The organism is Paenibacillus xylaniclasticus, assembly GCF_004001065.1.
Taxonomy (GTDB): domain Bacteria; phylum Bacillota; class Bacilli; order Paenibacillales; family Paenibacillaceae; genus Paenibacillus_T; species Paenibacillus_T xylaniclasticus.
Genome location: NZ_BIML01000003.1, coordinates 65,278 through 87,404, shown reverse-complemented (window position 1 = coordinate 87,404; position 22,127 = coordinate 65,278). Strand labels below are relative to the sequence as shown.

General features: G+C 50.5%; 23 protein-coding genes and 1 other RNA gene. 20 read left to right on the top strand and 4 right to left on the bottom strand.

Annotated elements, in window-relative coordinates:
- The first annotated feature begins 2 nt into the window (after positions 1–2).
- The 4 genes from PXY01_RS03975 (at position 3) to rnpB (ending at position 3,208) form a co-directional block, all read left to right on the top strand.
- Positions 3–839 (top strand): hypothetical protein, encoded by an 837-nt coding sequence (locus tag PXY01_RS03975; RefSeq protein ID WP_127567547.1) that lies wholly within the window; start codon positions 3–5, stop codon positions 837–839.
- Positions 836–1,618 carry a tRNA (adenine(22)-N(1))-methyltransferase gene (locus tag PXY01_RS03970; RefSeq protein ID WP_246027787.1) on the top strand — a complete coding sequence of 261 codons (783 nt, stop codon included), beginning with the start codon at positions 836–838 and terminating at the stop codon, positions 1,616–1,618. The genes PXY01_RS03975 and PXY01_RS03970 overlap by 4 nt, the downstream gene beginning before the upstream one ends.
- Complete coding sequence (locus PXY01_RS03965; protein WP_127567545.1) at positions 1,594–2,715, top strand: Nif3-like dinuclear metal center hexameric protein; 1,122 nt, start codon at positions 1,594–1,596, stop codon at positions 2,713–2,715. Before PXY01_RS03970 ends, PXY01_RS03965 begins: the two co-directional genes overlap by 25 nt.
- A gap of 91 nt (positions 2,716–2,806) precedes the next feature.
- Positions 2,807–3,208: RNase P RNA component class A (gene rnpB, locus PXY01_RS03960), an RNA gene on the top strand.
- A gap of 76 nt (positions 3,209–3,284) precedes the next feature.
- On the opposite strand, the gene PXY01_RS03955 is transcribed toward rnpB, so the two are convergent.
- On the bottom strand, positions 3,285–5,192 hold the full coding sequence (locus tag PXY01_RS03955; RefSeq protein ID WP_127567543.1) for a S8 family peptidase: 1,908 nt from the start codon (positions 5,190–5,192) through the stop codon (positions 3,285–3,287).
- Between the two features lie 168 nt (positions 5,193–5,360).
- Here PXY01_RS03955 and PXY01_RS03950 point away from each other — a divergent pair, with 168 nt between their 5' ends.
- The 6 genes from PXY01_RS03950 (at position 5,361) to thiI (ending at position 9,917) form a co-directional block, all read left to right on the top strand.
- Positions 5,361–5,861, top strand: a complete 501-nt coding sequence (locus tag PXY01_RS03950) for a DUF3907 family protein (RefSeq protein ID WP_127567541.1) — start codon at positions 5,361–5,363, stop codon at positions 5,859–5,861.
- Positions 5,862–5,914: 53 nt separating this feature from the next.
- Entirely contained in the window at positions 5,915–6,115 is a 201-nt protein-coding gene (locus PXY01_RS03945) for a DUF1540 domain-containing protein (protein ID WP_127567539.1), read from the top strand.
- Positions 6,116–6,120: 5 nt separating this feature from the next.
- Entirely contained in the window at positions 6,121–6,549 is a 429-nt protein-coding gene (locus PXY01_RS03940) for a hypothetical protein (protein WP_127567537.1), read from the top strand.
- A gap of 171 nt (positions 6,550–6,720) precedes the next feature.
- Positions 6,721–7,455 (top strand): lytic transglycosylase domain-containing protein, encoded by a 735-nt coding sequence (locus PXY01_RS03935; RefSeq protein WP_127567535.1) that lies wholly within the window; start codon positions 6,721–6,723, stop codon positions 7,453–7,455.
- 74 nt (positions 7,456–7,529) lie between these two features.
- Positions 7,530–8,681, top strand: a complete 1,152-nt coding sequence (locus PXY01_RS03930) for a cysteine desulfurase family protein (protein WP_127567533.1) — start codon at positions 7,530–7,532, stop codon at positions 8,679–8,681.
- Complete coding sequence (gene thiI, locus PXY01_RS03925; protein ID WP_127567531.1) at positions 8,682–9,917, top strand: tRNA uracil 4-sulfurtransferase ThiI; 1,236 nt, start codon at positions 8,682–8,684, stop codon at positions 9,915–9,917.
- A 35-nt stretch (positions 9,918–9,952) separates the two neighbouring features.
- Here the strand turns inward: thiI and PXY01_RS03920 are convergent, their stop codons facing one another.
- Positions 9,953–10,678, bottom strand: coding sequence for a TerC family protein (locus PXY01_RS03920; RefSeq protein WP_127567530.1), 726 nt, complete (start codon positions 10,676–10,678; stop codon positions 9,953–9,955).
- A gap of 123 nt (positions 10,679–10,801) precedes the next feature.
- On the opposite strand from PXY01_RS03920, the gene PXY01_RS03915 reads away from it, so the two are divergent.
- The 7 genes from PXY01_RS03915 (at position 10,802) to PXY01_RS03885 (ending at position 16,092) form a co-directional block, all read left to right on the top strand.
- The gene (locus PXY01_RS03915; protein WP_127567528.1) at positions 10,802–11,491 is read left to right on the top strand and encodes a TerC family protein; all 690 of its coding nucleotides are present in this window, start codon (positions 10,802–10,804) and stop codon (positions 11,489–11,491) included.
- A 209-nt stretch (positions 11,492–11,700) separates the two neighbouring features.
- Positions 11,701–12,186, top strand: coding sequence for a hypothetical protein (locus tag PXY01_RS03910; protein ID WP_127567526.1), 486 nt, complete (start codon positions 11,701–11,703; stop codon positions 12,184–12,186).
- A gap of 69 nt (positions 12,187–12,255) precedes the next feature.
- Positions 12,256–14,097, top strand: a complete 1,842-nt coding sequence (typA, locus tag PXY01_RS03905; protein ID WP_127567524.1) for a translational GTPase TypA — start codon at positions 12,256–12,258, stop codon at positions 14,095–14,097.
- A 38-nt stretch (positions 14,098–14,135) separates the two neighbouring features.
- The gene (locus PXY01_RS03900; RefSeq protein WP_127567522.1) at positions 14,136–14,435 is read left to right on the top strand and encodes a YlaH-like family protein; all 300 of its coding nucleotides are present in this window, start codon (positions 14,136–14,138) and stop codon (positions 14,433–14,435) included.
- A gap of 35 nt (positions 14,436–14,470) precedes the next feature.
- Complete coding sequence (locus PXY01_RS03895) at positions 14,471–14,746, top strand: hypothetical protein (RefSeq protein ID WP_127567520.1); 276 nt, start codon at positions 14,471–14,473, stop codon at positions 14,744–14,746.
- A gap of 30 nt (positions 14,747–14,776) precedes the next feature.
- A complete protein-coding gene (locus tag PXY01_RS03890) occupies positions 14,777–15,835 on the top strand; it encodes an LCP family protein (protein WP_127567518.1) in 1,059 nt (352 codons plus the stop codon).
- A gap of 74 nt (positions 15,836–15,909) precedes the next feature.
- Entirely contained in the window at positions 15,910–16,092 is a 183-nt protein-coding gene (locus PXY01_RS03885) for a hypothetical protein (RefSeq protein ID WP_127567516.1), read from the top strand.
- Between the two features lie 80 nt (positions 16,093–16,172).
- Here PXY01_RS03885 and PXY01_RS03880 read toward each other — a convergent pair whose 3' ends face one another.
- Positions 16,173–16,721 (bottom strand): YhcN/YlaJ family sporulation lipoprotein, encoded by a 549-nt coding sequence (locus PXY01_RS03880; protein ID WP_127568053.1) that lies wholly within the window; start codon positions 16,719–16,721, stop codon positions 16,173–16,175.
- Between the two features lie 119 nt (positions 16,722–16,840).
- On the opposite strand from PXY01_RS03880, the gene PXY01_RS03875 reads away from it, so the two are divergent.
- Together PXY01_RS03875 and PXY01_RS03870 are read left to right on the top strand one after the other, a co-directional pair.
- Positions 16,841–18,172, top strand: coding sequence for a PhoH family protein (locus PXY01_RS03875; RefSeq protein WP_127567514.1), 1,332 nt, complete (start codon positions 16,841–16,843; stop codon positions 18,170–18,172).
- 128 nt (positions 18,173–18,300) lie between these two features.
- Positions 18,301–19,677 carry an ABC transporter substrate-binding protein gene (locus PXY01_RS03870; protein ID WP_164744299.1) on the top strand — a complete coding sequence of 459 codons (1,377 nt, stop codon included), beginning with the start codon at positions 18,301–18,303 and terminating at the stop codon, positions 19,675–19,677.
- A 51-nt stretch (positions 19,678–19,728) separates the two neighbouring features.
- On the opposite strand, the gene PXY01_RS03865 is transcribed toward PXY01_RS03870, so the two are convergent.
- A complete protein-coding gene (locus PXY01_RS03865; protein WP_127567510.1) occupies positions 19,729–20,811 on the bottom strand; it encodes a coiled-coil domain-containing protein in 1,083 nt (360 codons plus the stop codon).
- A gap of 96 nt (positions 20,812–20,907) precedes the next feature.
- Here PXY01_RS03865 and PXY01_RS03860 point away from each other — a divergent pair, with 96 nt between their 5' ends.
- Positions 20,908–22,116 carry a class I SAM-dependent methyltransferase gene (locus tag PXY01_RS03860; RefSeq protein WP_127567508.1) on the top strand — a complete coding sequence of 403 codons (1,209 nt, stop codon included), beginning with the start codon at positions 20,908–20,910 and terminating at the stop codon, positions 22,114–22,116.
- Positions 22,117–22,127 lie beyond the last annotated feature (11 nt).

Below are 22,127 nucleotides of genomic sequence, written 5' to 3'. Positions count from 1 at the left end.
TTATGGACCAGCAACGGAAAAAGATCATCGTTCAAGAAATACATCATTGGCGGCGCAGCAAGCTGCTGCCGGACCGGTATTGTGATTTCCTGCTTAACCTATATGCTGATGAGCAGGAAGAAGACAATCGATCTTCAAGCCGGCTGTCCGGCCGTGCAGCTCAGGCTGTGCTCACCGCATCGGGCAAGCAATGGCTGCTTGCAATTGTATTTTTTTCCTTCATTTGCTTTGTTGTACTTCATTTTACCGCTTTTCATCCGCTATTGCAAATAGGGGTAACCGCAGTAGGCTTCATCCTGCTGCTGCTGTACGGACAGCGAGTAAGGCGCAAGAACGAGCCCGCCGGCATAGCAATAGTCGGGAGTGACATGCTCGGCTTGCTTGGAATGGGTATTTACTTGCTCAAGCAGCACAATATAGACAGTTGGGGAGCTCAAGCAGCCTTGCTGGCTGGTTGTGCTATCTTATGGATTATATATGGTATAGCGGCCAGAATGGCACTGCTTCATTTTGCTGGCTGGGCAGCCTTGCTGCTGTTGTATGCATGGGCGCTGTCACGTAGAGATGACGTGCCTTCTTGGTATGAGATTCAGCTTTACTGGCTGCCGATGACCTTCGTATTCGCCTGGTTTAGCTGGTTTACGCAGCGATGGTCGAGGTCTGTAGCGATGGTGTTATTTGGTATCGGTTGTCTCGTCTGGTTCATGCCTGAATTGTACAGCACGTTGTTCATAGAGGATTATGTTTTGTCGCAGCTTGTATTATTTGTTAAAATAGCGATCGGCGGAGGACTGCTGTTCGGATTACGAAAACAATGGATTGCGTGGGTATCTTCATGAATGTAAAGATTAAATTGTCGGATCGGCTGAGTATGATCGCCGAGCTCGTACAAGACGGTGCGCGTATTGCCGATATCGGCTCCGATCACGCGCTGCTCCCAGTTTATCTTGTGTCGGCGGGCAAATGTCCGTCCGCTATTGCCGGGGAGCTCAATAAAGGACCTTTCGAAGCGGCCTGCAGACAGGTTAACGCTGCCGGTCTGAACGATAAAGTACAGGTTCGTCGAGGTGACGGCTTATCGGTCGTGCAGGCAGGTGAAGTGGATATCATAACGATTGCCGGTATGGGCGGCCAGCTTATTGCCACAATATTGGAGGAAGGCTATAAGGCAGGTAAGCTTGAAGGTGTGAGGCAGCTGGTTCTTCAACCGAATGTTGGAGAGGATGCTGTAAGACGCTGGCTGACAGCGCACGATTGGCTGCTGACGGACGAGCGTATACTTGAAGAAGATGGCAAAATTTATGAAATTATCGCAGCGACTTCAGTTGATGACGCAGCGGAGCGAAATGCTCAGCTGTATCGGGATACGAATGTGCCGTCTGCTGCCGAGGGTGTGGATGCGGTACATTTATTGTATCGATTCGGTCCATATTTGCTTCAGCAGCCGAATGAAGTGTTTTTCCGCAAATGGGAAAGTGAGATTCGGAAGATGAAGCGCATTCTAGAGCAGATGGAACAGTCTGAGACGGAGGAAGCGGCCGATAGAGCGGAGCAATTCCGGGCAGAAATGAGACGAATGGAGGAGGTGCTTGAATGTTTGCTAAAGGACAAACGATAGCGCAGCTTATGGAACAGCTTGCTCCGAAGCATTACGCTGTGGAAGGAGATAAAATCGGCCTGCAGCTCGGAACGTTGAATAAACCGATCCATAAGGTGCTTGTTGCGCTTGATGTAACGAATGAAGTCGTAGACGAGGCGATTTCTGAAGGAGCCGACCTGATTGTTGCGCATCATGCAATTATTTTTCGGCCGCTTGCTAAGATAGACACCTCTACGCCAGCAGGTAGGCTGTATGAGAAGCTGATTAAGAATGATATTGCTGTTTACATCGCCCATACAAATTTGGACGTAACCGATGGAGGAATTAATGACTGGATGGCCGATCTGCTGGGCATCGTCCCGGAAGGCCGCGGTTGCCTTGAAGAAGTGCATACGGATAAATTGTACAAGCTCGTCGTATTTGTACCTCAGACGCATGAGGAGCAGGTTCAGCAGGCGATATGGCATGCCGGAGCGGGCACCATTGGTCATTATGACTGCTGCAGCTTCGTCATCGAGGGGACGGGTACGTTCCGGCCGGGAGAAGGCACGAGTCCTTTCATCGGACATCAGGGTAAGCTGGAGAAGGTGAAGGAAGTGCGGATCGAGACGATTGTACCGCACAGCGTTCACCGTGCAGTCGTACAAGCGATGCTGAAGGCGCATCCTTATGAAGAGGTGGCGTACGATCTATATCCTGTTGATCTGATGGGGCGGTCTTTCGGTCTTGGAAGAGTCGGTAAGCTGGAGCAGCCGACAACGCTGGGAGAACTGGTTGACAGAGTGAAGAATGCTTTTGAAGTGCCGTTCGTTCGTGTCGTAGGAGACTTATCTGCTCCCGTAAGGAAGCTTGCGGTGCTTGGAGGCTCTGGAGCCAAGTATGTGCGCCATGCGAAGTTCTCAGGAGCAGATGTCATAGTAACAGGCGATATCGATTACCATACTGCCCATGATGCGCTTGCTGATGGAATGATGATTATTGACCCAGGACATAACGTCGAGAAAATTATGAAGCAGCGCGTTGCCGATTGGCTGACTGCTCAGCTTACGGAGCGCAAATCGACGACACAAGTCATCGCATCCTCGTTGTCGACGGAACCGTTTCAGTTCATGTAGGCAGAACGCCAAAAATAATTTTGGTTCATTTGGTTGACGAAAACAGGTTGAGCTTTGCGCTAATTCCGAGTATACTTACTTAGCGAACCGGAAAGTTTGACAGACAATCGCTGGCGGCCATGTGCCGCGAGAGGAAAGTCCGGGCTCCGTAGGGCAGGATGCTGGATAACGTCCAGTCAGCGCGAGCTGAAGGCTAGTGCCACAGAAATGGACCGCCGATGGCCGGCTATGCCGGATCAGGCAAGGGTGGAACCGTGGTGTAAGAGACCACGAGGAGCATGGGTGACTATGTTCCTGGTAAACCCCATCTGGAGCAAGACCGAGAGAACGCCGCGCCTTGCGCGCAGCCCTTGCCCGGGGCGCGTTCGGGTTGGTTGCTTGAGCCGTTCAGCAATGGACGGCCTAGATAGATGATTGTCGCTAAGTAGGTGGGAGGGTCGTTCCCGTTCGCACCACCGAATGCACAGAACCCGGCTTATGGCAAACTTTCCGCACGGCTCTTATTTGAATTTATAACGAGTAAGGAGCTGATGCTCCGTCGAATGACGGCTGCATCAGCTCCTTTTGCTTTACATTTTTTCAAGCTTACGTGCTGTATGTTGAGGGAATCTCTGGAGTGACACCGAGGATTGCTCTGCGGCATGGAGCGCCTTCTTGACGTCGATCTGACCGTAACCGTAATATTTGTCCTTGCCTTTCGTACCGAGATCGAGTGCAGTTTGCCGCATAATATCCATGACCTCGGTGTTTTTCAGCTCCGGATTAATCGAGCGGATTAGCGCGGCGAGCGCTGCGACGTGCGGACTTGCCATCGAGGTGCCGGATAGAGCTGCATATTGATTACCGGGATAGGTGCTTGCGATCGCGTCTCCTGGCGCAGCAACGTCGATATAATCGCCGTAATTGGAGAATGTCGCGCGTTTGCTGTTTTTGTCCGTTGCCCCAACGGCGAATACTTCTGGATATGCTGCCGGATAGCCTGGTCGTTCCGTATTGTCGTTGCCGCTTGCTGCGACGAGCACGACGTCATGATCGAATGCATATTTGATCGCGTCGTGAAGGAAGTCGGCTTGTGCGTAGTTGCCCAAACTCATATTAATAACCTTTGCTCCGTGATCCGTCGCCCAGATTACTCCTTGTGCAACTGAATAAGTAGAACCAGCGCCGCTTGAATCTAATACTTTGACCGGCATAATTTTGTTGTACCACGACAAGCCCGCTACACCTTCTCCATTATTGACTGATGCAGCGATAATGCCCGAGACATGCGTTCCATGGCCAACATCATCCTCCGGCGCTTCGTCCTCGGTTACGATGTTTGTTCCTTTTACAAGACGCCCTTGCAGATCGGGATGATCGCCTTGTACGCCGGTGTCGAGCACCGCGACAATAACGGAGTCAGAACCTTTGCCTACTTTCCATCCTTTCTCTGTTTCTATAGTCGGCAAATTCCATTGGTATTCCCGGTAGAGCACGTCGTTCGGAATAATATCTTGTCCTGTTGTGGCCTTCGCTTTTGCTGCTTTGGTGGCCTTTTTATTTTGGTGCTTAGCGTTGTTCTTCGTGTCGTTCGTCATATATAAATAATGTGGCTCCACATATACAGGCTTCCAGCGCTCTTGGAAGTAACGCATCATTGCCTTTGTCTCCATCTGCTTGGATCGGAAGACATACGTATAGCCGAGCTTTTGAATCGTTACAGCTTGAATATCTTGACGGATGGCCGCGAGCTGCTGTTCGGTCGGATCGGTACGGAAGCGAACGACGACTTCATTAATATGGTAATGGCTCGCGCCGCCGTTATCTTCTCCTGTCCGGACGGTCGTATCTTGGGTCGTATTCGCTTTGACGGACTCAATCCTGTAATGCCCTTCAGCTGGATAGGGGACTAATCGAAGATTGCGCTGTTGGTGACGCTTCACTTGTCCAACGACATCCTGCATCACGAGCCCTCTTACCCCGCTTCCGGCATGCTTCTTATCTGGAACGCCGATCACGATGTACCGATGTCCATTATATTCAAATGGCTTTGAGCTGAAAGATTGACCTTGAGCGATTGAATTGCCGGCTAGCTCCAGCAGCTTGTCTGCCTTCTTCTTCAGCTCAGGCGGTACTGCGCCGCGGGAAACGGAACGTTTGCTGTTCATCCAATTGATGTACAGCATATGTTTGTGCATGTCCATCATATGTTTAATTTTTTCTTGTTTCGTCTTTCCTTCGGTTTGTCCATTGACAAGCTTTGTAAAATCTTTCGTACATTCCGTCGTACACAGCATTGCCGTAGCGTCCATATCGCGCTGCAGGATACGAAGCTTCGCTGCTGTCTCGGACTTGACTTGTGCCGTCCTGGAGCGTTCTGCTGCTTGAGGTGATGCTTTTTGCTCATTCCTAATTGGCGTATATTTCGTTACTAGCGGTATGACGAGTAACAACGCCGCTGCAAGAGCGACCCATGCAATCCACTGTTTTCCGCGCATTCAATCGTTTCCTCCATCCATTGCACTATTTCTTCGCAATTACGTTTAGAGTAAGAAACGAACGTACAAATTATACGCTAATCGATGATCGACAGTACCACAGATGATTCATTTATGGTACGATAAAAGGGACTTGTGTGATGGACAATGAAAGGGGATTAACTCACTATGCCAGGTACCAACGTTAAAGGGTTAAGCGAGTCTACTCATAGCAAACTTAAAGAAGCAATCGTCCAATTGGAATCGTTCTTGAACGCATACGCAGTGCCGCAATTGCTTAATGGGGAAGAGAATGAAGAAGCGGCGCTCTTCTATAAAGGCTTGCTCGCAGATCTTCGTCATCTGCTTGTTTATTCAGAAACGGTATACGAGAAAATCGGAATCGTTCTTCGTCGTCCGAACTTCGATACGGAGACGGCAGAGCGCCATCTGTACGAAGCGTATCATCAGGCCGTTGCTGCATTCTACTATCCGAAGAACGAATGCTATTCGGAGGATGGCCGTTACGCCTATACGGGACAAGATGCGATTCGGTTTCGTTATGTGCCGATTCGTCCCGCACGTGAGATTGTACTGTCGGTTTCCAAGATTTACGAGGAGCTGCGCGAGGAATTGGCGTATTACGAAAGCGACTATATGACAGCGCGCCGTATGCAAGGGCAAAAATAACCTCGCATGAGCACACCTCCGCTTCGGGTAAGCTATGAGCGGAGGTGATGGCGATGCCTAAAGGCGTCAAGTGCAGCGTTTCGAATTGTACATTCTGGGGAGATGGGAACCGGTGCAATGCTGAGGCGATAGAAGTCGATCTCGATCAGCATGCATCGTTCTATGCAGAGTTTGCTAATGAATCATTCATTGATCATCAAGACGAGGCAGTTGAATCGTCCGTAACCTGTTGCCAGACATTCCGGAAGAGGTGACCGTTATGGATGAAGACTGGAGGGAATGGTCATCTCTTCCTGATGATGAGAGCAGCACTGCTCACAGGCCAAGACGTACGGCATGGCGGCGCAAACGACGTGATGAATCGGAGTTTTCTGCCGAAGCGGGCGCTTATCCGACGATGACAGGATATATTCCGGACGCCAATCGGCGTCATGAGCAGTTGATGGATCAAGATTCGAAACCGTATACCTCGTTCTCGTTGTCCTCGACCGTTGGCTGGATTGGACTCATTTTTGCCATCGCATCGTGGTTTCTATGGCCCGTCATACTCGGTCCTACCGCTGCTGCGCTTGGAGTGTACGCTTACAGTACAGGAAGCCGCGCTCTCGGAATATGGGCCATGTCGATCGGGCTGATCGCGGCGATTGTCTATATTGTGCTTATTCCATTGTATTTCTCCGTTCGTTAGTAAGGAAGAAGGATGAGGCGCGCCGGCATCTCCGAAGAGGAGATGCCGTTTTTTTGTCGAAATATGGCTATAGACTCATTCGGTTAGGACTGGCGCACCGGGGCTAAACGATGTAGAATATGAATGAAAGCTATAAAACCATGATTATTGATAGTAATTGGGAGAGTGACTATGAGTATCGATCCGCGTATTCTCAAGACGATGCTGCAGCTTCAATGGATGACAAGCTTGAATACGAGTTCTTCTTCAGTACTAAGTGAATCGGATTCATTAGGCAGTTCTTCCTTATTCGATACGTTGTTGTCGCAATATATGTATAGCAGTTCGAATGATAATTATTCAACGGCTAGCTTAGATTCAGCTTTAGGTTTAAACACGTTATCGATCGGCGATAATTTAATGCCTATGATCTCGAACTATTCGAACTACTATAATGATTTCAGTACCGTGTCCGAATCTAGTGCCCAATCAGCAGGCTCTTCGGAATATGATGCTTACATTGAAGCGGCAGCTGCCAAGTACGGTGTTGATCCGAATTTGATTAGAGCCGTCATTCGGACGGAGTCTTCATATAATCCGAATGCGGTCTCTTCTGCCGGCGCCAAAGGTCTAATGCAATTGATGGATGGTACGGCACGCAGCATGGGCGTGACGAATTCATTCGACCCTATTCAAAATATTGAAGGCGGTACGCGATATTTGTCGTCATTGCTTAACCGTTATAACGGTAACGAAGCGGTAGCACTGGCTGCTTACAATGCTGGACCGGGAAGAATTGACCGACTAGGCATCTCGACGAATGAGCAGTTAAACCGCTTGTATGAAGGCCTTCCTTCGGAGACGCAGCGCTATATTGCGAAAGTGATGGCAGCGAAGCAATCAGCAGCTGCTGCAGCTTTGGTGTAGATCTAACAAGAACGTAAATCGTTATCAAGAAGGCTCCGTCAGGAGCTTTTCTTGTTGTATACAGGAGGTAATCTATGCTTTATTTTGATCACTGCGCCTCGACGCCTCCGCATGAAGAAGTCATTCAGACGATTGCCGAGGTCATGCGTATTCATTATGCAAATCCCTCATCGATTCATCAGGCCGGCGCCAATGCCGGCCATCTGATCGATCGTTCTCGTGAATTGCTCGCGAAGCTGTTCAAGACAAAAGCTGAGGAATGGGTATTCACTTCAGGCGGTACCGAAAGCAATAACCTTGCGATTCAAGGTGCTGCAAGACAGTATGCGGCACGAGGCAAGCATTTGATTACGACGATGATCGAGCATGCGTCCGTCTATGAGACGTTTCAGCAGTTGGAGAAGGAGGGCTTCTCCGTCACCTATTTGCCGGTTGATGAGCTTGGTCGTGTATCTGTTCAAGACGTTGAAGCCGCATTGACGGAGGAGACGATTCTTGTCAGTGTGATGCATGTGAACAATGAAGTCGGGTCTGTGCAGCCGATTGCTGAGATCGGCCGTCTGCTCGCAGGCAGACCGAGGACGTTGTTCCATGTCGACGCGGTGCAAAGCGTCGGCAAGCTGCCAATCGACATTGCGGGCTGGGGAATCGATTTGCTTTCAGGCTCCGCGCATAAGGTGAAAGGTCCGAAGGGCGTCGGCATTTTGTATATAAAGTCCGGGCTAAAGCTTCATCCGATACTGTATGGAGGCGAGCAGGAGCGTTCCATACGTCCAGGAACGTCGAATACGCCTGCAATCGTTGCTTCAGCGAAAGCATTCCGTATGGCGATGGAAAAGGCCGATGCAAGCTTCGGCCATTGGAGGAGGCTGCGCAGTCGTCTAATAGGTCATTTGGCTAATGTACCGGAGCTTGTACTGAATGGCAGTGCGGATGGTGATACGGCGCCTCATATCGTACATTTCAGCTATCCCGGCATGAAGCCTGAAGTTATCGTTCATGCGCTGGAGCAGAAGGGGTTCATCGTCTCTACGAAATCAGCCTGCTCGTCGAAGGACGATAAGCCGAGCCGCGTTATTATGGCGATGTCGGGCGATACGAGAAGAGCAGCCGGTGGAATCCGGATCAGCTTCGGATATGAGCATACAGAGGATAATATTGACCATTTGGCAGCAGCAATTCGGGATACCGTCACGGAGCTAAAGCCGATGGAGAGGAGAAGTTAAATGTCGTCGAACATTTATGATATGGTACTGCTTCGCCTAGGAAGCGAAATTACGGTCAAAGGAAAAAACCGCGCCAAGTTTGAGAGACTGCTCGCTGAGCATGTGCGCCGGGCGTTACGTCCGTATTCGAATGCGGTGGTCAAACAGACGTATGGGCGGTTGTATGTCGAGCTGAACGGTCATCCATACGAGGACATAGCAGCAGCTCTGCGCGACGTATTCGGACTGGTCTCGTTCAGCCCGGTGAAAAGGGCAGAGGTCGATCTGGAATCGATTCAGCGGACAGCGCTCGAAGTATTCCAAGCGAACAAGCAGCGCAAAGATACGTTCAAAGTGACGGTCAAAAGAGGCTGGAAGCAGTTCCCGTACAATTCCATCGAAATGAACCATCTCGTTGCGTCTTATGTGCTTCGTGCTACACCGGAGCTTAAGGTGGATGTTCATCATCCGCAGGTCGAGCTTCAGGTTGATATCCAGCAAGGCGGAGCTTACATTTATTGCGATGTCGACAAAGGAGCAGGCGGTTTCCCGTACGGAGCGAATGGCAAAGGTCTGCTGTTGTTATCGGGCGGTATCGACAGCCCTGTCGCGGGGTGGCTCGGCATGCGCAAGGGATTGCAGCTGGAAGCGGTCCACTTCCATTCTTATCCGTTCACGAGTGAACAGGCGAAGGAGAAGGTCGTTACGCTTGCGAAGCGGCTGCTTTATTACACGGATGGCAAGCTCAAGCTGCATCTTGTTCCGTTCACCGATATTCAGACGAGCTTCGCGCAATCCGGTCAAGAGCGGCTTATTATAACGCTGATGCGCCGAGCTATGCTGCGGATTACAGAGAAGATTGCTAAGCGAGAGCACGCACATGCGATCGTAACCGGCGACAGCCTCGGTCAAGTGGCCAGCCAGACGCTTGGTAGCATGAACGTCATCGGAAGAGTGACAAGCCTGCCGATTCTGCGTCCCCTTGTCATGATGGACAAAATCGATATTATCCAGCTATCCGAACGAATTGGCACTTATGAAACGAGCATTCTGCCATACGAGGATTGTTGTACGCTGTTCGTTCCGAAGTCGCCTACAACGAATCCGAACTTGGAGATCGTAGAGGCGACGGAAGCCTCCATCGACAATCTGGATGCGATGATAGAGCAAGCGGTTAAAAATACGGTTACGGTCGTCCTAAGATCAGAGGATGAGGCAAAGCCGGCCATAAATAGCGATGAGGACCGGTGGTTCTAATATAATCCGGGTATATCGACAAGCAGCAGGGACTCCTATATGGAGTCCCTGCTGCTTATAATCGCCTTCTTATTCCGTTCTGAGCTACGGCTGCGCTTAATCATATTCGTGACAATGCCGGCAAGGATGACAAGTAAGATAAGGATGGATATGAAGCTCCAAGAAAAGAGGGTGCTATTCTCGAAATAATGTTTAATTTCTGGCTCGTGTGTAATCATCTTGGCTGCGGTATAGGCGAGTACTCCGGTGCCAATGTATATGATCCAAGGAAATTTTTGAATAAGCTTAATAAATAGTGTACTTCCCCATACAACGATTGGGATGCTGATTAATAGGCCAATTATTACGAGCAAGTCGTTGCCGTGAGCGGCGCCTGCAACAGCGATGACATTGTCAAGCCCCATCGCAGCATCGGCGATTATAATTGTACGAATCGACTGCCATAAGCTGTTGCCCGCTTTAATTGTATCGTGGCTTTCTTCTTGGACGAGCAGCTTATAAGCGATAAAGAGGAGCAGGAACCCACCAATAAGCAGCAGCCACGGAATTTTGAGCAGATGGACGACGAGAAGCGTTGCAATCGCACGAATGACGACGGCTCCGATCGTACCCCAAATGATCGCTTGCTTCTGCTGCGCTTTCGGCAAATTGCGTGAAGCCATACCGATGACGATAGCGTTGTCGCCGGCTAGTACAAGATCGATGAATACGATTTGCAGAAGTGCGACGGCGAATGCCCACGATAAAAAGTCAAGCTCCATCCTTCAGGCCCTCCCAGAACTTTTCAATTGTAAGTCTCATTACGGACGAACGATGTACCCGTTCCACAATAATTTCTCTCATATTAGCAGCTGGACAGACATACAGCTGTTTAAGAAGGGAGCGTGTACAAGTTGGATAGCTTACTCGTATTTATGCAGATTGTCCTCATTAATATGCTGCTTAGTGGTGATAATGCAGTCGTTATTGCAATGGCGAGCAACGGGCTGCCGCTGGTACAGCGCAAGAGGGCAATATGGTGGGGAAGCGCGGTAGCTGTTGTACTGCGATGTGTCTTGACGGCTGTTGCCGTAGCGCTACTGCAAATTCCGTTTCTGCAAGCTGTCGGGGCTCTGCTCTTGGGCGTCATTGCCGTCAAACTGTTCCGGGATGCGTATAATGGGGAAGAGGGAGGGGGAGCGTTGGCTGCCAGTCCACGCAGCGCGACATTGCTTGCTGCCATACAGACGATCGTTGCGGCTGATTTTATTATGAGCCTCGATAATGTGCTGGCCATTGCAGCGATTGCGGATAGTGAACCGGTGCTGCTCGTATTGGGCATCCTGGCGAGCATTCCGATAATTATATGGGGCAGCCATTTGGTCGGGGCTCTACTTCGAAGGTTTCCACCGCTTGTCTATGTAGGGGCTGCGCTGCTTGGCTATGCGGCTGGGGAAATGCTCGTTAGCGATCCTGGCTTGAACGAATGGCTGTTTAGGAGTTCTTCTGCCGTGCATGAAGCGGTGCCGTTATTTTGTATACCGGTTGTTATTATCGCGGGCTTGCTCAGTAGGCCGAAAGTAAGAAGCATATAACGCTGAATATTACCAAAGGCGCCGGCTTATTCCGCGGGAGCGGAAGAGGCGGCTTATTCTTTTTCCTAGGGAACTGATGGTTAGCACTGGTTTTTTATTCTCAGTTCTATTACACTAGAGGTTGCGAGAAGTTACGGGATCGTGTCGTCTTTCGTCGAACAGGAATGGCGGCGATACCGATTGTAACCGGAACGATCGGGGGGAGGCTTTTGTCTAAACAACACTATGCTGGAGTTGCTCTGCTCGGCGCGGGGCTTGTAATTCTGCTTGGCAAATGGGGTTTCTTTAGTTTTATCGGCTCGATCTTATGGCCTTTAGTGCTGCTCGGCGCGGGAATTTTGCTGCACGTACTGTATTTTGGCCGGCTGCTTCCATCCGTTGCATTAGTGCCTGCGGGCATACTGTCTGTATACGGGCTTTTGTTTTTGTTCTGTACTTTATTTGGATGGTCGTTCTTCAATCAGCTTTGGCCGCTGCTGCTGTTCGGTCCGGCAGCGGGGCTGTACGAATATTATACGTTCGACTCATTCAAGCCCCGTCTAGCGCTGCAGCTGTCCGTCGCATTAGGCGCTGTTGCGGTCGTTTTGTTCGGATTTATTCTCATTGCAAGCTGGAGCATTTATGTCATCGGACTCGTGTTGGTTGTTGCGGGTTTGTGGCTGACGCTCGGCCGCGGCCGCAGGACGCGATGGTAATCCCCCTGCGTTGTTTGACCGGTAGTATATAGAAAGATAAGAAATGATTAATTGGAGTGGATTATGACAATGAAGGAAAGACAGCAGATTCGTAATATTGCAATTATCGCGCACGTAGACCACGGCAAGACAACTCTTGTCGATAAGCTGCTTCAGCAATCCGGCACATTCCGCGAGAATGAAGCGGTTCAAGAGCGCGCCATGGATTCCAATGATATCGAGCGCGAGCGCGGCATTACGATTCTGGCGAAGAACACGGCAATTAACTATAAGGATTATTTGATTAATATCGTCGATACGCCGGGGCATGCTGACTTCGGCGGCGAAGTAGAACGGATTATGAAGATGGTTGACGGCGTGTTGCTCGTCGTTGACGCATTCGAGGGCTGCATGCCGCAGACGAAGTTCGTGCTGCGCAAGGCGCTTGAATCGAATTTAACGCCGATCGTCGTCGTGAACAAAATCGACCGTCCGAATGCGCGTCCAACGGAAGTTATCGATGAAGTGCTCGATCTGTTCATCGAGCTCGGAGCGAACGATGACCAGCTTGAATTCCCGGTTGTGTACGCATCTGCGCTAATGGGCACGTCCAGCCTTGATCCGGACAAGCAGGACGAGAACATGCAGGCATTGTACGATACGATTGTAGAGCACATTCCAGCTCCTACGGAAAGTGTAGAGCAGCCATTGCAATTTCTCGTGACGCTGCTTGACTTCAACGAATATTTGGGCCGTATCGCTGTCGGCCGCGTCAACCGCGGCGTCGTGAAGCAAGGACAATCGGTAGCCGTAATGACGCGCGAAGGCGGAATCAAACAAGCGCGTATCGAGAAGTTGTTCGGCTTCCAAGGGCTGAAACGGATTGAAGTCCTAGAAGCAGGCGCAGGCGATATCATTGCGATTGCGGGCATTAAGGACATCAACATTGGCGAAACGCTTGCCGATCCGGCGAATCCGGAGGCATTGCCGGTTCTGACGATTGATGAGCCGACGCTTCAGATGACGTTCCTTGTCAATAACAGTCCATTCGCAGGCCGCGAAGGCAAATGGGTAACGTCCCGCAAGCTTCGCGATCGCTTGTTTAAAGAATTGGAAACTGACGTGGCGCTCCGCGTTGAAGAGACAGATAGCCCGGACGCATTCATCGTTTCGGGACGAGGCGAGCTTCATCTCGGCATTCTGATTGAGAACATGCGCCGCGAAGGCTACGAGCTGCAAGTATCGAAGCCAGAAGTCATTATAAAAGAAATCGATGGCGTGAAGTCGGAGCCGTACGAGCGACTGCTTATTGACGTGCCGGAAGAGCATATGGGCGCGGTCATGGAAAGCCTCGGTTCCCGTAAAGCCGAGATGGTGAACATGATCAATACCGGCTCGGGTCAAGTCCGAATCGAGTTTATTATTCCTGCACGAGGTCTGATCGGCTACCGTACGAACTTCTTGACGCTTACGCGCGGATACGGCATCATGAACCATGCGTTCGACAGCTACGGTCCGCTGGCAGGCACCCAGGTTGGCGGCCGCCATCAAGGCGTCCTCGTATCGAGTGAGACCGGCGTATCGACGTTCTACGGTATGATGGGCGTAGAGGATCGTGGCGTGCTGTTCCTTGAGCCGGGCACGGATGTATATGAAGGAATGATTGTCGGGGAGCACAACCGCGATAACGATATTATCGTCAACATCTGTAAGGAGAAGGCATTAACGAACGTTCGTTCCGCCGGCAAGGACGATACGGTTAAGCTGAAGACGCCTGTCATCTTCTCGCTTGAGGCGGCGCTTGAATATTTGAACGACGATGAGTACTGCGAAATTACGCCGAAGTCGATTCGCCTTCGGAAGAAGATTCTGAATAAGAGCGAACGTGAACGTGCGGAGAAACACCGCAAAACAGCGCAAGCCGGCGTATAATTTAGGAGCTTGTGCTTGGTTGAAGGAGGTTTACTGGGATGCAGGAATGGTTCAGCAACCATCCGGTCATTACGTACGTCTTAATATTGGCATGCACGATCTATATCTTCAATGCGGTGTTCCGTGTTCAGCGGCTGCCGATTCTGAAGGAAGTGCTCGTGCATCTCATTATGGCGATCGGTGCATTCGTGTTGTTCATTCTTCAGATCGACAAGCTGCCGATCATTCAGTGTATGGCTGTAGCGATCATTATGATGATGATGCTTCGCGGGCGCCAGCTGTATGATAAGCTGCGTAAGAAGAACGGCAAGACAGTGAACACCGGTTCAGGACAGTAACCTTATGCCTAGACTAGGCAAGGAGCTGATAGTGAATGAAGCTCGAGGATGCTCTGTTCAATTGGCTGCAAATTGACCGTGTTGCGAGCGCGCGCCCGGATGACCGGGCCGCGCTTCAAACACGTGATTTTTTTCTGACTGTATTACAGGAAGATCACGGAGTGAGCTGCGTAAGCGTATCGGCTGAAGACGCGACGATGGTTCATGTGCGCGTCGAATTCGAGAAAGGCAGCAGGAAGCTGTTCATGTTCGACCGGCAAGCTTCGGAACAGCTGCTTGCTGACATTGCATCCAATCCTCGCTATCAGTGACGAACAACAAGGACTTAAAGGTGTGATAAGATGGATTCGCAATCACCGCTGCCGCCCCGATCTTCGAGTAGGCGCTCATCCAGAAACGCTCAACCTCACCCCAAAGCCAAGCCGCCAAAGAAGAGAAAAGTTCGTTGGAAGCGTATATTCGGCCTGTTGATCATCGCTATCGTTCTGCTCGTTGGAGGATATGTTACTAATTTATTCTTCAAAGCGAACGAAGCATTAGAAAATATTTCGCTTCCGGGTGTCGAGACGAAAGTAGCACCTGACGAATCGGTTAAGGTGAAACCGACCGCGATGCTTCTGCTCGGTCTTGATTCGAGGGAAGCGACGGGTACAATGAATACGGACGTTATTATGGTTATGGCGATGAATCCGACGACGAAGAAAGCAACCGTGGTGACGGTTCCGCGCGATACGAAGATTGAGCTTGCTCGTTATACACCGCATAAAGCGAACAGCTATTATTCGATCTTTTATCGGCAGGCGCTTAAGGATACGAACGACAAAGACAAGGCGAAGCTTGCTGCTCTCGATGAGATGAAGACAATGTTCGGCAGATATTTCGGAATTGATATTGGGTATGCAACGATCGTTAACTTCAAAGGGTTCTCGGATGTCGTCGACGCGCTCGGCGGCATAGAGGTAGATGTCGACATGGATATGCATTATGTAGATAATGCAGACGGTACGAATATTAACCTGAAGAAGGGTCGTCAGAAGCTCAACGGCGACGAAGCGCTTGATTTTGTTCGCTATCGCAAATCGAATGACGGCAAGAACATGTCCAGCGATTTCGACCGTAACCGCCGTCAAGGCGAAGTTATCGGAGAAATTGTCGATCGTATGAAGTCGTTCGGCAGCGTAAGCAAGTATGGCTCTGTTATTGAGGCGGTAGGCAACAACATGAAGACAGACGTTCCACAATCGGAGCTGCGTCAGTTGATGCTGACGTACTTTGGCATCGGACGGTCGGACGTCGAATTTATGCCGCTCACAGGCAATTGGAAGAGCCCATATGTATATGCTAACGAGAAGAGCCTGGCGGATACGAGACAGGCGCTTAAAGCCCAATTACAGCAATAAGGGTAGTACGACGGAGCAGGGTTATGGTATAATACGGTTACGTAGCGTACTTCTAAGTGTAGGAGGTCATGCGGATGACCGAACTGAAGAATGGAGTTCCCCTGAAGTTCTACCGCAATGCTGATAAGCGTAATGACCGTTCGCGGATTGTTACGGCCTTGGACGACACGCTGCGACTTTGCAATGTTAAGATGAATAAGGAATGGACAACATCTGTACCAGAAGGACAAGTGTTGGCCGACATCGAAGAAGCCTAGCGAATATCGCTAGGCTTTTTGTGTACTTTTCATGCATGCTGCCTACACAAATTTTCTAGTCATACGTGGATCTGTATCGTTTACTTATTCATTCGAGGACTCTTGGAAGCAGACGGGTCATTCGGCTGTGGAATCGTATCGCGTGGCATTTGCGGCACGATACGGCCGATGATGTCAGACATTTCTTCTGCAAAGCCTTGTACCGGACGACCGCGCCTAATGTCGGCGCCGATTTCTCGTAGACGCTGTGCCAAGTCGATATCCGCCGTTACGATGGCATCTACGCCATAAGGATCTTTGCGGAATGCTTCTGCTACCGAATATTTGATTGTACCGATGCGGGAGCGGTCCAGCTTACTGTCTACATCGATTCCGACGACGGCTATGTTGCCTGCAATGACACAATGAGCATTCTTCACGCCAGGAATTCCTTTCGCTAGCGACTCTAGATGCAGCTCGACTTGTCGAGGGTCGGTAATGGCTTTGGCTCGCGGTGCGGTCTGCTGAGCTTTGATCCGAGCATTATTTTGTGGAGAGGGTGATGTTTCGTTGCGCGCTACGGTTCCACAGCCTGCGATAAGCAGACTTAGAATCGTAATAGACGCTAGGCAATTGAAGAACGAGCGCATATCGCCACCAGACCTTTCACAATCACTTTTTGTCGTCGCTGCATAGTTTGCCCGAAGCTGAATATGGTTATGTATGCCTTTCGTCAACTAATCGATACTCGGCGCCAGGAGGGTCCGCGATGAAAAAAATTTTCGTGCTCGATACGAATGTGCTGCTCCACGATCCGCAAGCCATCTTCGCCTTCGACGATAATGAGGTCATCATTCCGGCGATTGTACTCGAAGAGATTGACTCCAAGAAACGGCTCGCTGACGAGCTTGGCCGCAATGCGCGAACCGTATCAAGGCTGCTCGACCGGATGCGTGAGGAAGGTCATTTGCACGAAGGTATCGTATTGCCTAGCGGCGGACTGCTGAAGGTTGAACTGAATCATCGGAGCTTTGTTCGTGTACAAGAAATGTTCGGCGAAATGTCCAACGACAACCGGATTCTAGCCGTGGCGCTTAATTACCATATGGAGGAGCAGGAGAAAGGGACGAATGCACGGATTGTGCTCGTCAGCAAAGACGTACTTGTCCGAATTAAAGCGGACGTTCTTGGGCTTGAGGCTCAAGATTATTTGTCCGACCGTACCGTCTCTGCTACTGATCTGTACGGTGGTTATTCAACCCTTCATGTGCATCCATCTGTTATTGACGAATTTTATACGTATCGATTTTTATTGATTAAGTCATTAAATCTGCCGGTTAGATTATACCCGAACGAATTCGTTATTTTGCGTGACGAGATGGGAACTTCGAAGTCGGCTTTGCTGAAGGTTAGTCAGGACGGCGTAAGATTGGAGCCTTTGTATTTAAGCAACGATGCGGTGTGGGGCATTACAGCTCGGAACGCTCAGCAGCGAATGGCGCTGGAGCTGCTGTTGAATGACGATATACCGCTGGTGACGCTGACCGGCAAAGCTGGCACCGGCAAGACGCTGCTTGCGCTCGCCGCGGGACTTCTGAAGGTGGAGGATGAGCATAAGTACAAAAAACTGCTCATTGCCCGTCCCGTCGTTCCGATGGGTAAGGATATCGGGTATTTGCCGGGAGAGAAGGAAGAGAAGCTACGACCATGGATGCAGCCGATCTATGATAATCTTGAATATCTGTTCGACACGAAGAAGAGCGGTGACATTGATAAAATTTTGATGGGACTCGGCAGCATTCAGGTTGAAGCGCTCACGTATATTCGTGGACGTTCCATACCAGGGCAATTCATTATTGTCGACGAAGCACAAAATTTAACCCGTCACGAAGTGAAGACGATCGTGTCTCGTGTTGGCGAAGGAAGCAAAATCGTCCTGATGGGTGATCCGGAGCAAATCGATCATCCGTATCTCGATGCCATCAGCAACGGATTAACCCATATTGTAGAGCGTTTTAAGTCGGAGTCTTTAAGCGGCCATATTACGCTGGAGAAAGGTGAGCGTTCGAAGCTTGCGCAGCTCGCCGCCGATTTGCTGTAGTATCGCATAGATGAAGAAGCTGGATGGGCAGGACCGTTCAGCTTTTTCATTTTTCAAAAGAGTAAAGACAATTTGTCGGTTCGTTTGTTATGATAAAGGTATACCTTCATCTGGAAAGGAAGGAAGCTGTGTACCGGAAATCATCGCTGCTGCTGTTGATTGTCTCGTTAGCAGCAGTACTTATTGTGTTCATGTCGCTGATCCGCATTCCTAACGGACCGACTTCTCCGGCATCTAAAGGTGGCGTTACCGAATCCCCTCTCCCTGCTGGCCAGGAAGGCTCTGAACGTCAACATATCGTCGTAAGCGTTTCCATGACGAATGGGCAATTTAATGATTTAATGGACGCATCTGTACGCTTCATGGAGCAGTATGACAACATTAGCGTAGAGCTTCACAATATTGAGCGTGAACAAGCATACGAAACGTGGAAGAATAGCGCTCAGCTCGGAGTAGGCGCGGATGTGGCGTTAATGAACAATGAATGGGTAAGAGAGTTCGCGGTTCTCGGGTATTTGAAACCACTGGACAAGCTGATAACGGAGATGTCTGCAGATTGGCTGAACGGTCTATTGGAGCCTGTCAACTGGAATGGGTACTGGTGGGGGCTGCCGAAGGATGCTGATCCGCTAGTCGTCGTCTGGAGCAGGCCGCTGCTTGATACGTTGACTAGTAAGGGCGTGCCGGACAGCTGGAATCGATTCGTCGAGCTGGCTGTATCGGCAGGCGCCTCGATGCCGAAGGTGCCGCTAGTGAAGCTTGATTCCTCGGATGCACGACAGCTGCTGGTTTGGCTCGATTCCTTCCCTTCTGAAGAGCGTGCGGAGATGCTAAGACCGTTCGAGAATGAGACGCTTGAACGATTAGCGTTCCTTGCAACGGGGAACGGGCATGCCTTTCATATTAATCGATCGGGTGATGGCAACCCGGCTGATGCTCTCGCTAAAGGGAATGTTTTATCGGCTGTCATGAATTGGTCTGTGGTGGAGTCTCTGCCTGCAGAGACACGCTCCTTGCTTGCTGTCGATTATGTGAGCGGATGGTATGGCGGCAGGAGCTTTGTCGTATTCGCACACAGCAAAAGTAAGGAAGAGGCGATCGAACAATGGCTTCAGTTCGTGGCAGGTGAAACAGAGCAGCAAACGAGCTATGACCGGCATCGGCTGCTGCCTTCGCTAAAGCCTTTATATGCAAGTGCCGCAACTCCGGCGTATACAATAAGCGGCAGCCGAATGGCGGATTACGAGTGGCTGAAGCGGCTGAATGTAGTGCCGACTGAGATGCCGGACCCCGAGTGGCCCGTTCGGCTCATTCGATGGGAGAGGATTTGGCAGGAGACGAGCGGCAGCGAGCGATGGATTGCGGAGTTGGCCGAACGTTGGAGCGACGAAGGCTCCTCGCGTCAGGAAGCGGTAGGGAACGGCTCGAAAGCGGATGATGGTGCTTCTGCTAAACAGTCGACGACAGACGCTGCTGTTGATGCTGCCGTTATCGAGCTGCCGTAATAGCCGAACACCGCCTTCCGAAATCGGAAGGCGGTGTTCGGTCTAATAGGCCTAGAATTGAACAGAAAGTGTAACAACAAGCTCACCGTCTTGTACGTCAACTTCCTTTGCTCTTAGGAAGCTGACAATTTGCTGCGGATAAAAGCCAAGATCGAATGATTGCTCAAGCTCGCGCCGCGTCGTATCCGGCAAAGCAAGCTCGTTAAATTTTAGCTCGTCGACATGGAATTGGATGCTGCTTGGTTCGGACTCAATCGTGTAATGGCCGGCCACTTCAATGGACATGCCGCTCCGGCTTCCACTGGCAATGACTTGGTCGTTCTCGAAACGGAATTCGAATACGTTGAACATCTCGTTCTGATCTCGCAGAAATTGGTTAAGCGCATCTTCAGGTACCCTCAGTGTATATTGGAACCCGTTAATTTCCAGAAAATCTTTATTCTCTTGTACCCATTCCGGCAAATGCTTCATCGCTTCCGACAAAGCTTCGAAATAAGTACGAACCTCATTCATACCAGCGCTATTCCAATAATTCGTCAGTTCATTCATCATTAACCGAAGCCGATCAGCATCCGATCGCCCCGCGAGCGCCGTATCGAGCTCTTCCTCAAGCTTAGCGACCCGTTCGCGCTGCAAAAGCAGATCAGTCTTGACCGCTTCGAGCTTCTGGCGTTCTTCGGTTTGTTGATTATACGCCTCGCGCAGAAGGTGTGCCTCCTCGGCGTATCGAAGAAGCATCGTTCGATCCCGCTCGAAAATAACGTCAATATAGTCGAGCATTTGCAGCCATTCTCGCATCGAATGAAAGGAAAACAACGCCTCGAGCAGCCAATCGCGTTCTCCCATATAATAGGATCGCAGTACTTTGCCGGCTTCCTCGCGCTGCTGCTTAATCTGAAGCTCTTTGTCTTCAATCTGGGCGGATACTGCTAATAATGATGCTTCAAGCGCGTTCATCTGTTCTTGCACGCGGGTAATTTCTTTGTCGATCTCGACAACGGACAAGCTTTTCTCTAGAAGCTGCTGAATGGCTTGTTCCTCGGGCGTAAGGGCTAAAGCCATTCCAATCGTCTGAAACAGCAACAGCAGCAACGCGAAGGCGAACGCTCCGGCACGGCGCAGCAGTGCTGGCATGTCGGTACCTCCCTTAGTATGTAGTCAAGCCTAGCCTATGTTTATGCGGACATCTCATCCATTATATCTCAATCCACCCTTGAAGGGAGCAGCAAAATGGACGGATATACAGATTCTCTAACCGCGCGTATTGTAGATGCCATTCACAAGGAGGGTACACCTGCGTACACGGAGGACGGAACACCCTGCCTGGCGATCACATTCAGCCGGTACATGGAGCTCTGTCTTTATGACGAGCGATTCGGCTACTATCGAAGCGGCGGTGTACGTACCGGTCGCAATGGAGACTTCTATACGAGCGGGGCAATTGGCGGAGTGATGGGGAAGATGTGGGCGCGCTTTCTTCATAACGTTTCGGCACAAGCTGATAAACCGCCTGTCATGATAGAATGGGCAGCAGGTGCTGGGGCAATGACGGCCGCACTATTGACCGCGTGGTCGGATTATGCGCCGGAATGGCTGCGCAGTATTGATTATTGGGCGGTGGACGACCACCCGCAGCATTTGGAGTCCACTCGTGAGAAAATTCAATCAATCCTATCCTCTAATCCTGAAGTATGTCCTGTTCATATTACTTGCTCGGCTGAAGCGATAGACAGACTAGCTGTACTCTCTAACGAGAAAACGGTGTTTATTGCAGCGAATGAACTGATCGATGCGATGCCGGTGCATCGGGTCGTTATGCGGAATGGACAATTAGCGGAAATGGGCGTATGCATTCAGTCTAAGGGGGGAGTGGCTTCTTCGTTTGGATATGCGTACATGCCGCTGTCCACGCCGGAGCTGGCGATTTCGGTCGCGGAAGATGGTGTCTCGTTAGCGGAAGGGCAGCTTAGCGAGGTGAATTTGTCTGCCGAGCGCTGGCTTGCTGAACTAGGGTCTGTTGTTCGTTCCGGCATGCTGCTGCTTGCCGATTACGGGCACGATGCGGAGGAATACCGAGCTGCTCACCGGATGCAGGGTACACTTCTCTGTTACCGGAATCATATTGCTCATGACAATCCTTTTCTTGTGCCGGGTAAGCAGGACATAACGGCGCATGTCAATTTTACCGCCTTGAAACGTGCGGCTGAGCGGTCCGGCTGGTCCACTGCGTATGAAGCGACTCAGCTTCAGTTTCTGCTTGACCAAGGTGTCATGGAGCTGCTGGCCGATCATGATGGCATAAATCCCTTCAGCGATCTTGCGAAGCGTAATCGGGCGGTTCGGCAGCTGCTTCTGTCTGACGGTATGAGTGAAACGTTCAAAATAATCGTATTGACAAGAGGAGGCTTTCAGCTCCCTCCCCCGTGTATAAATGGGTAACCTAAAAAGAG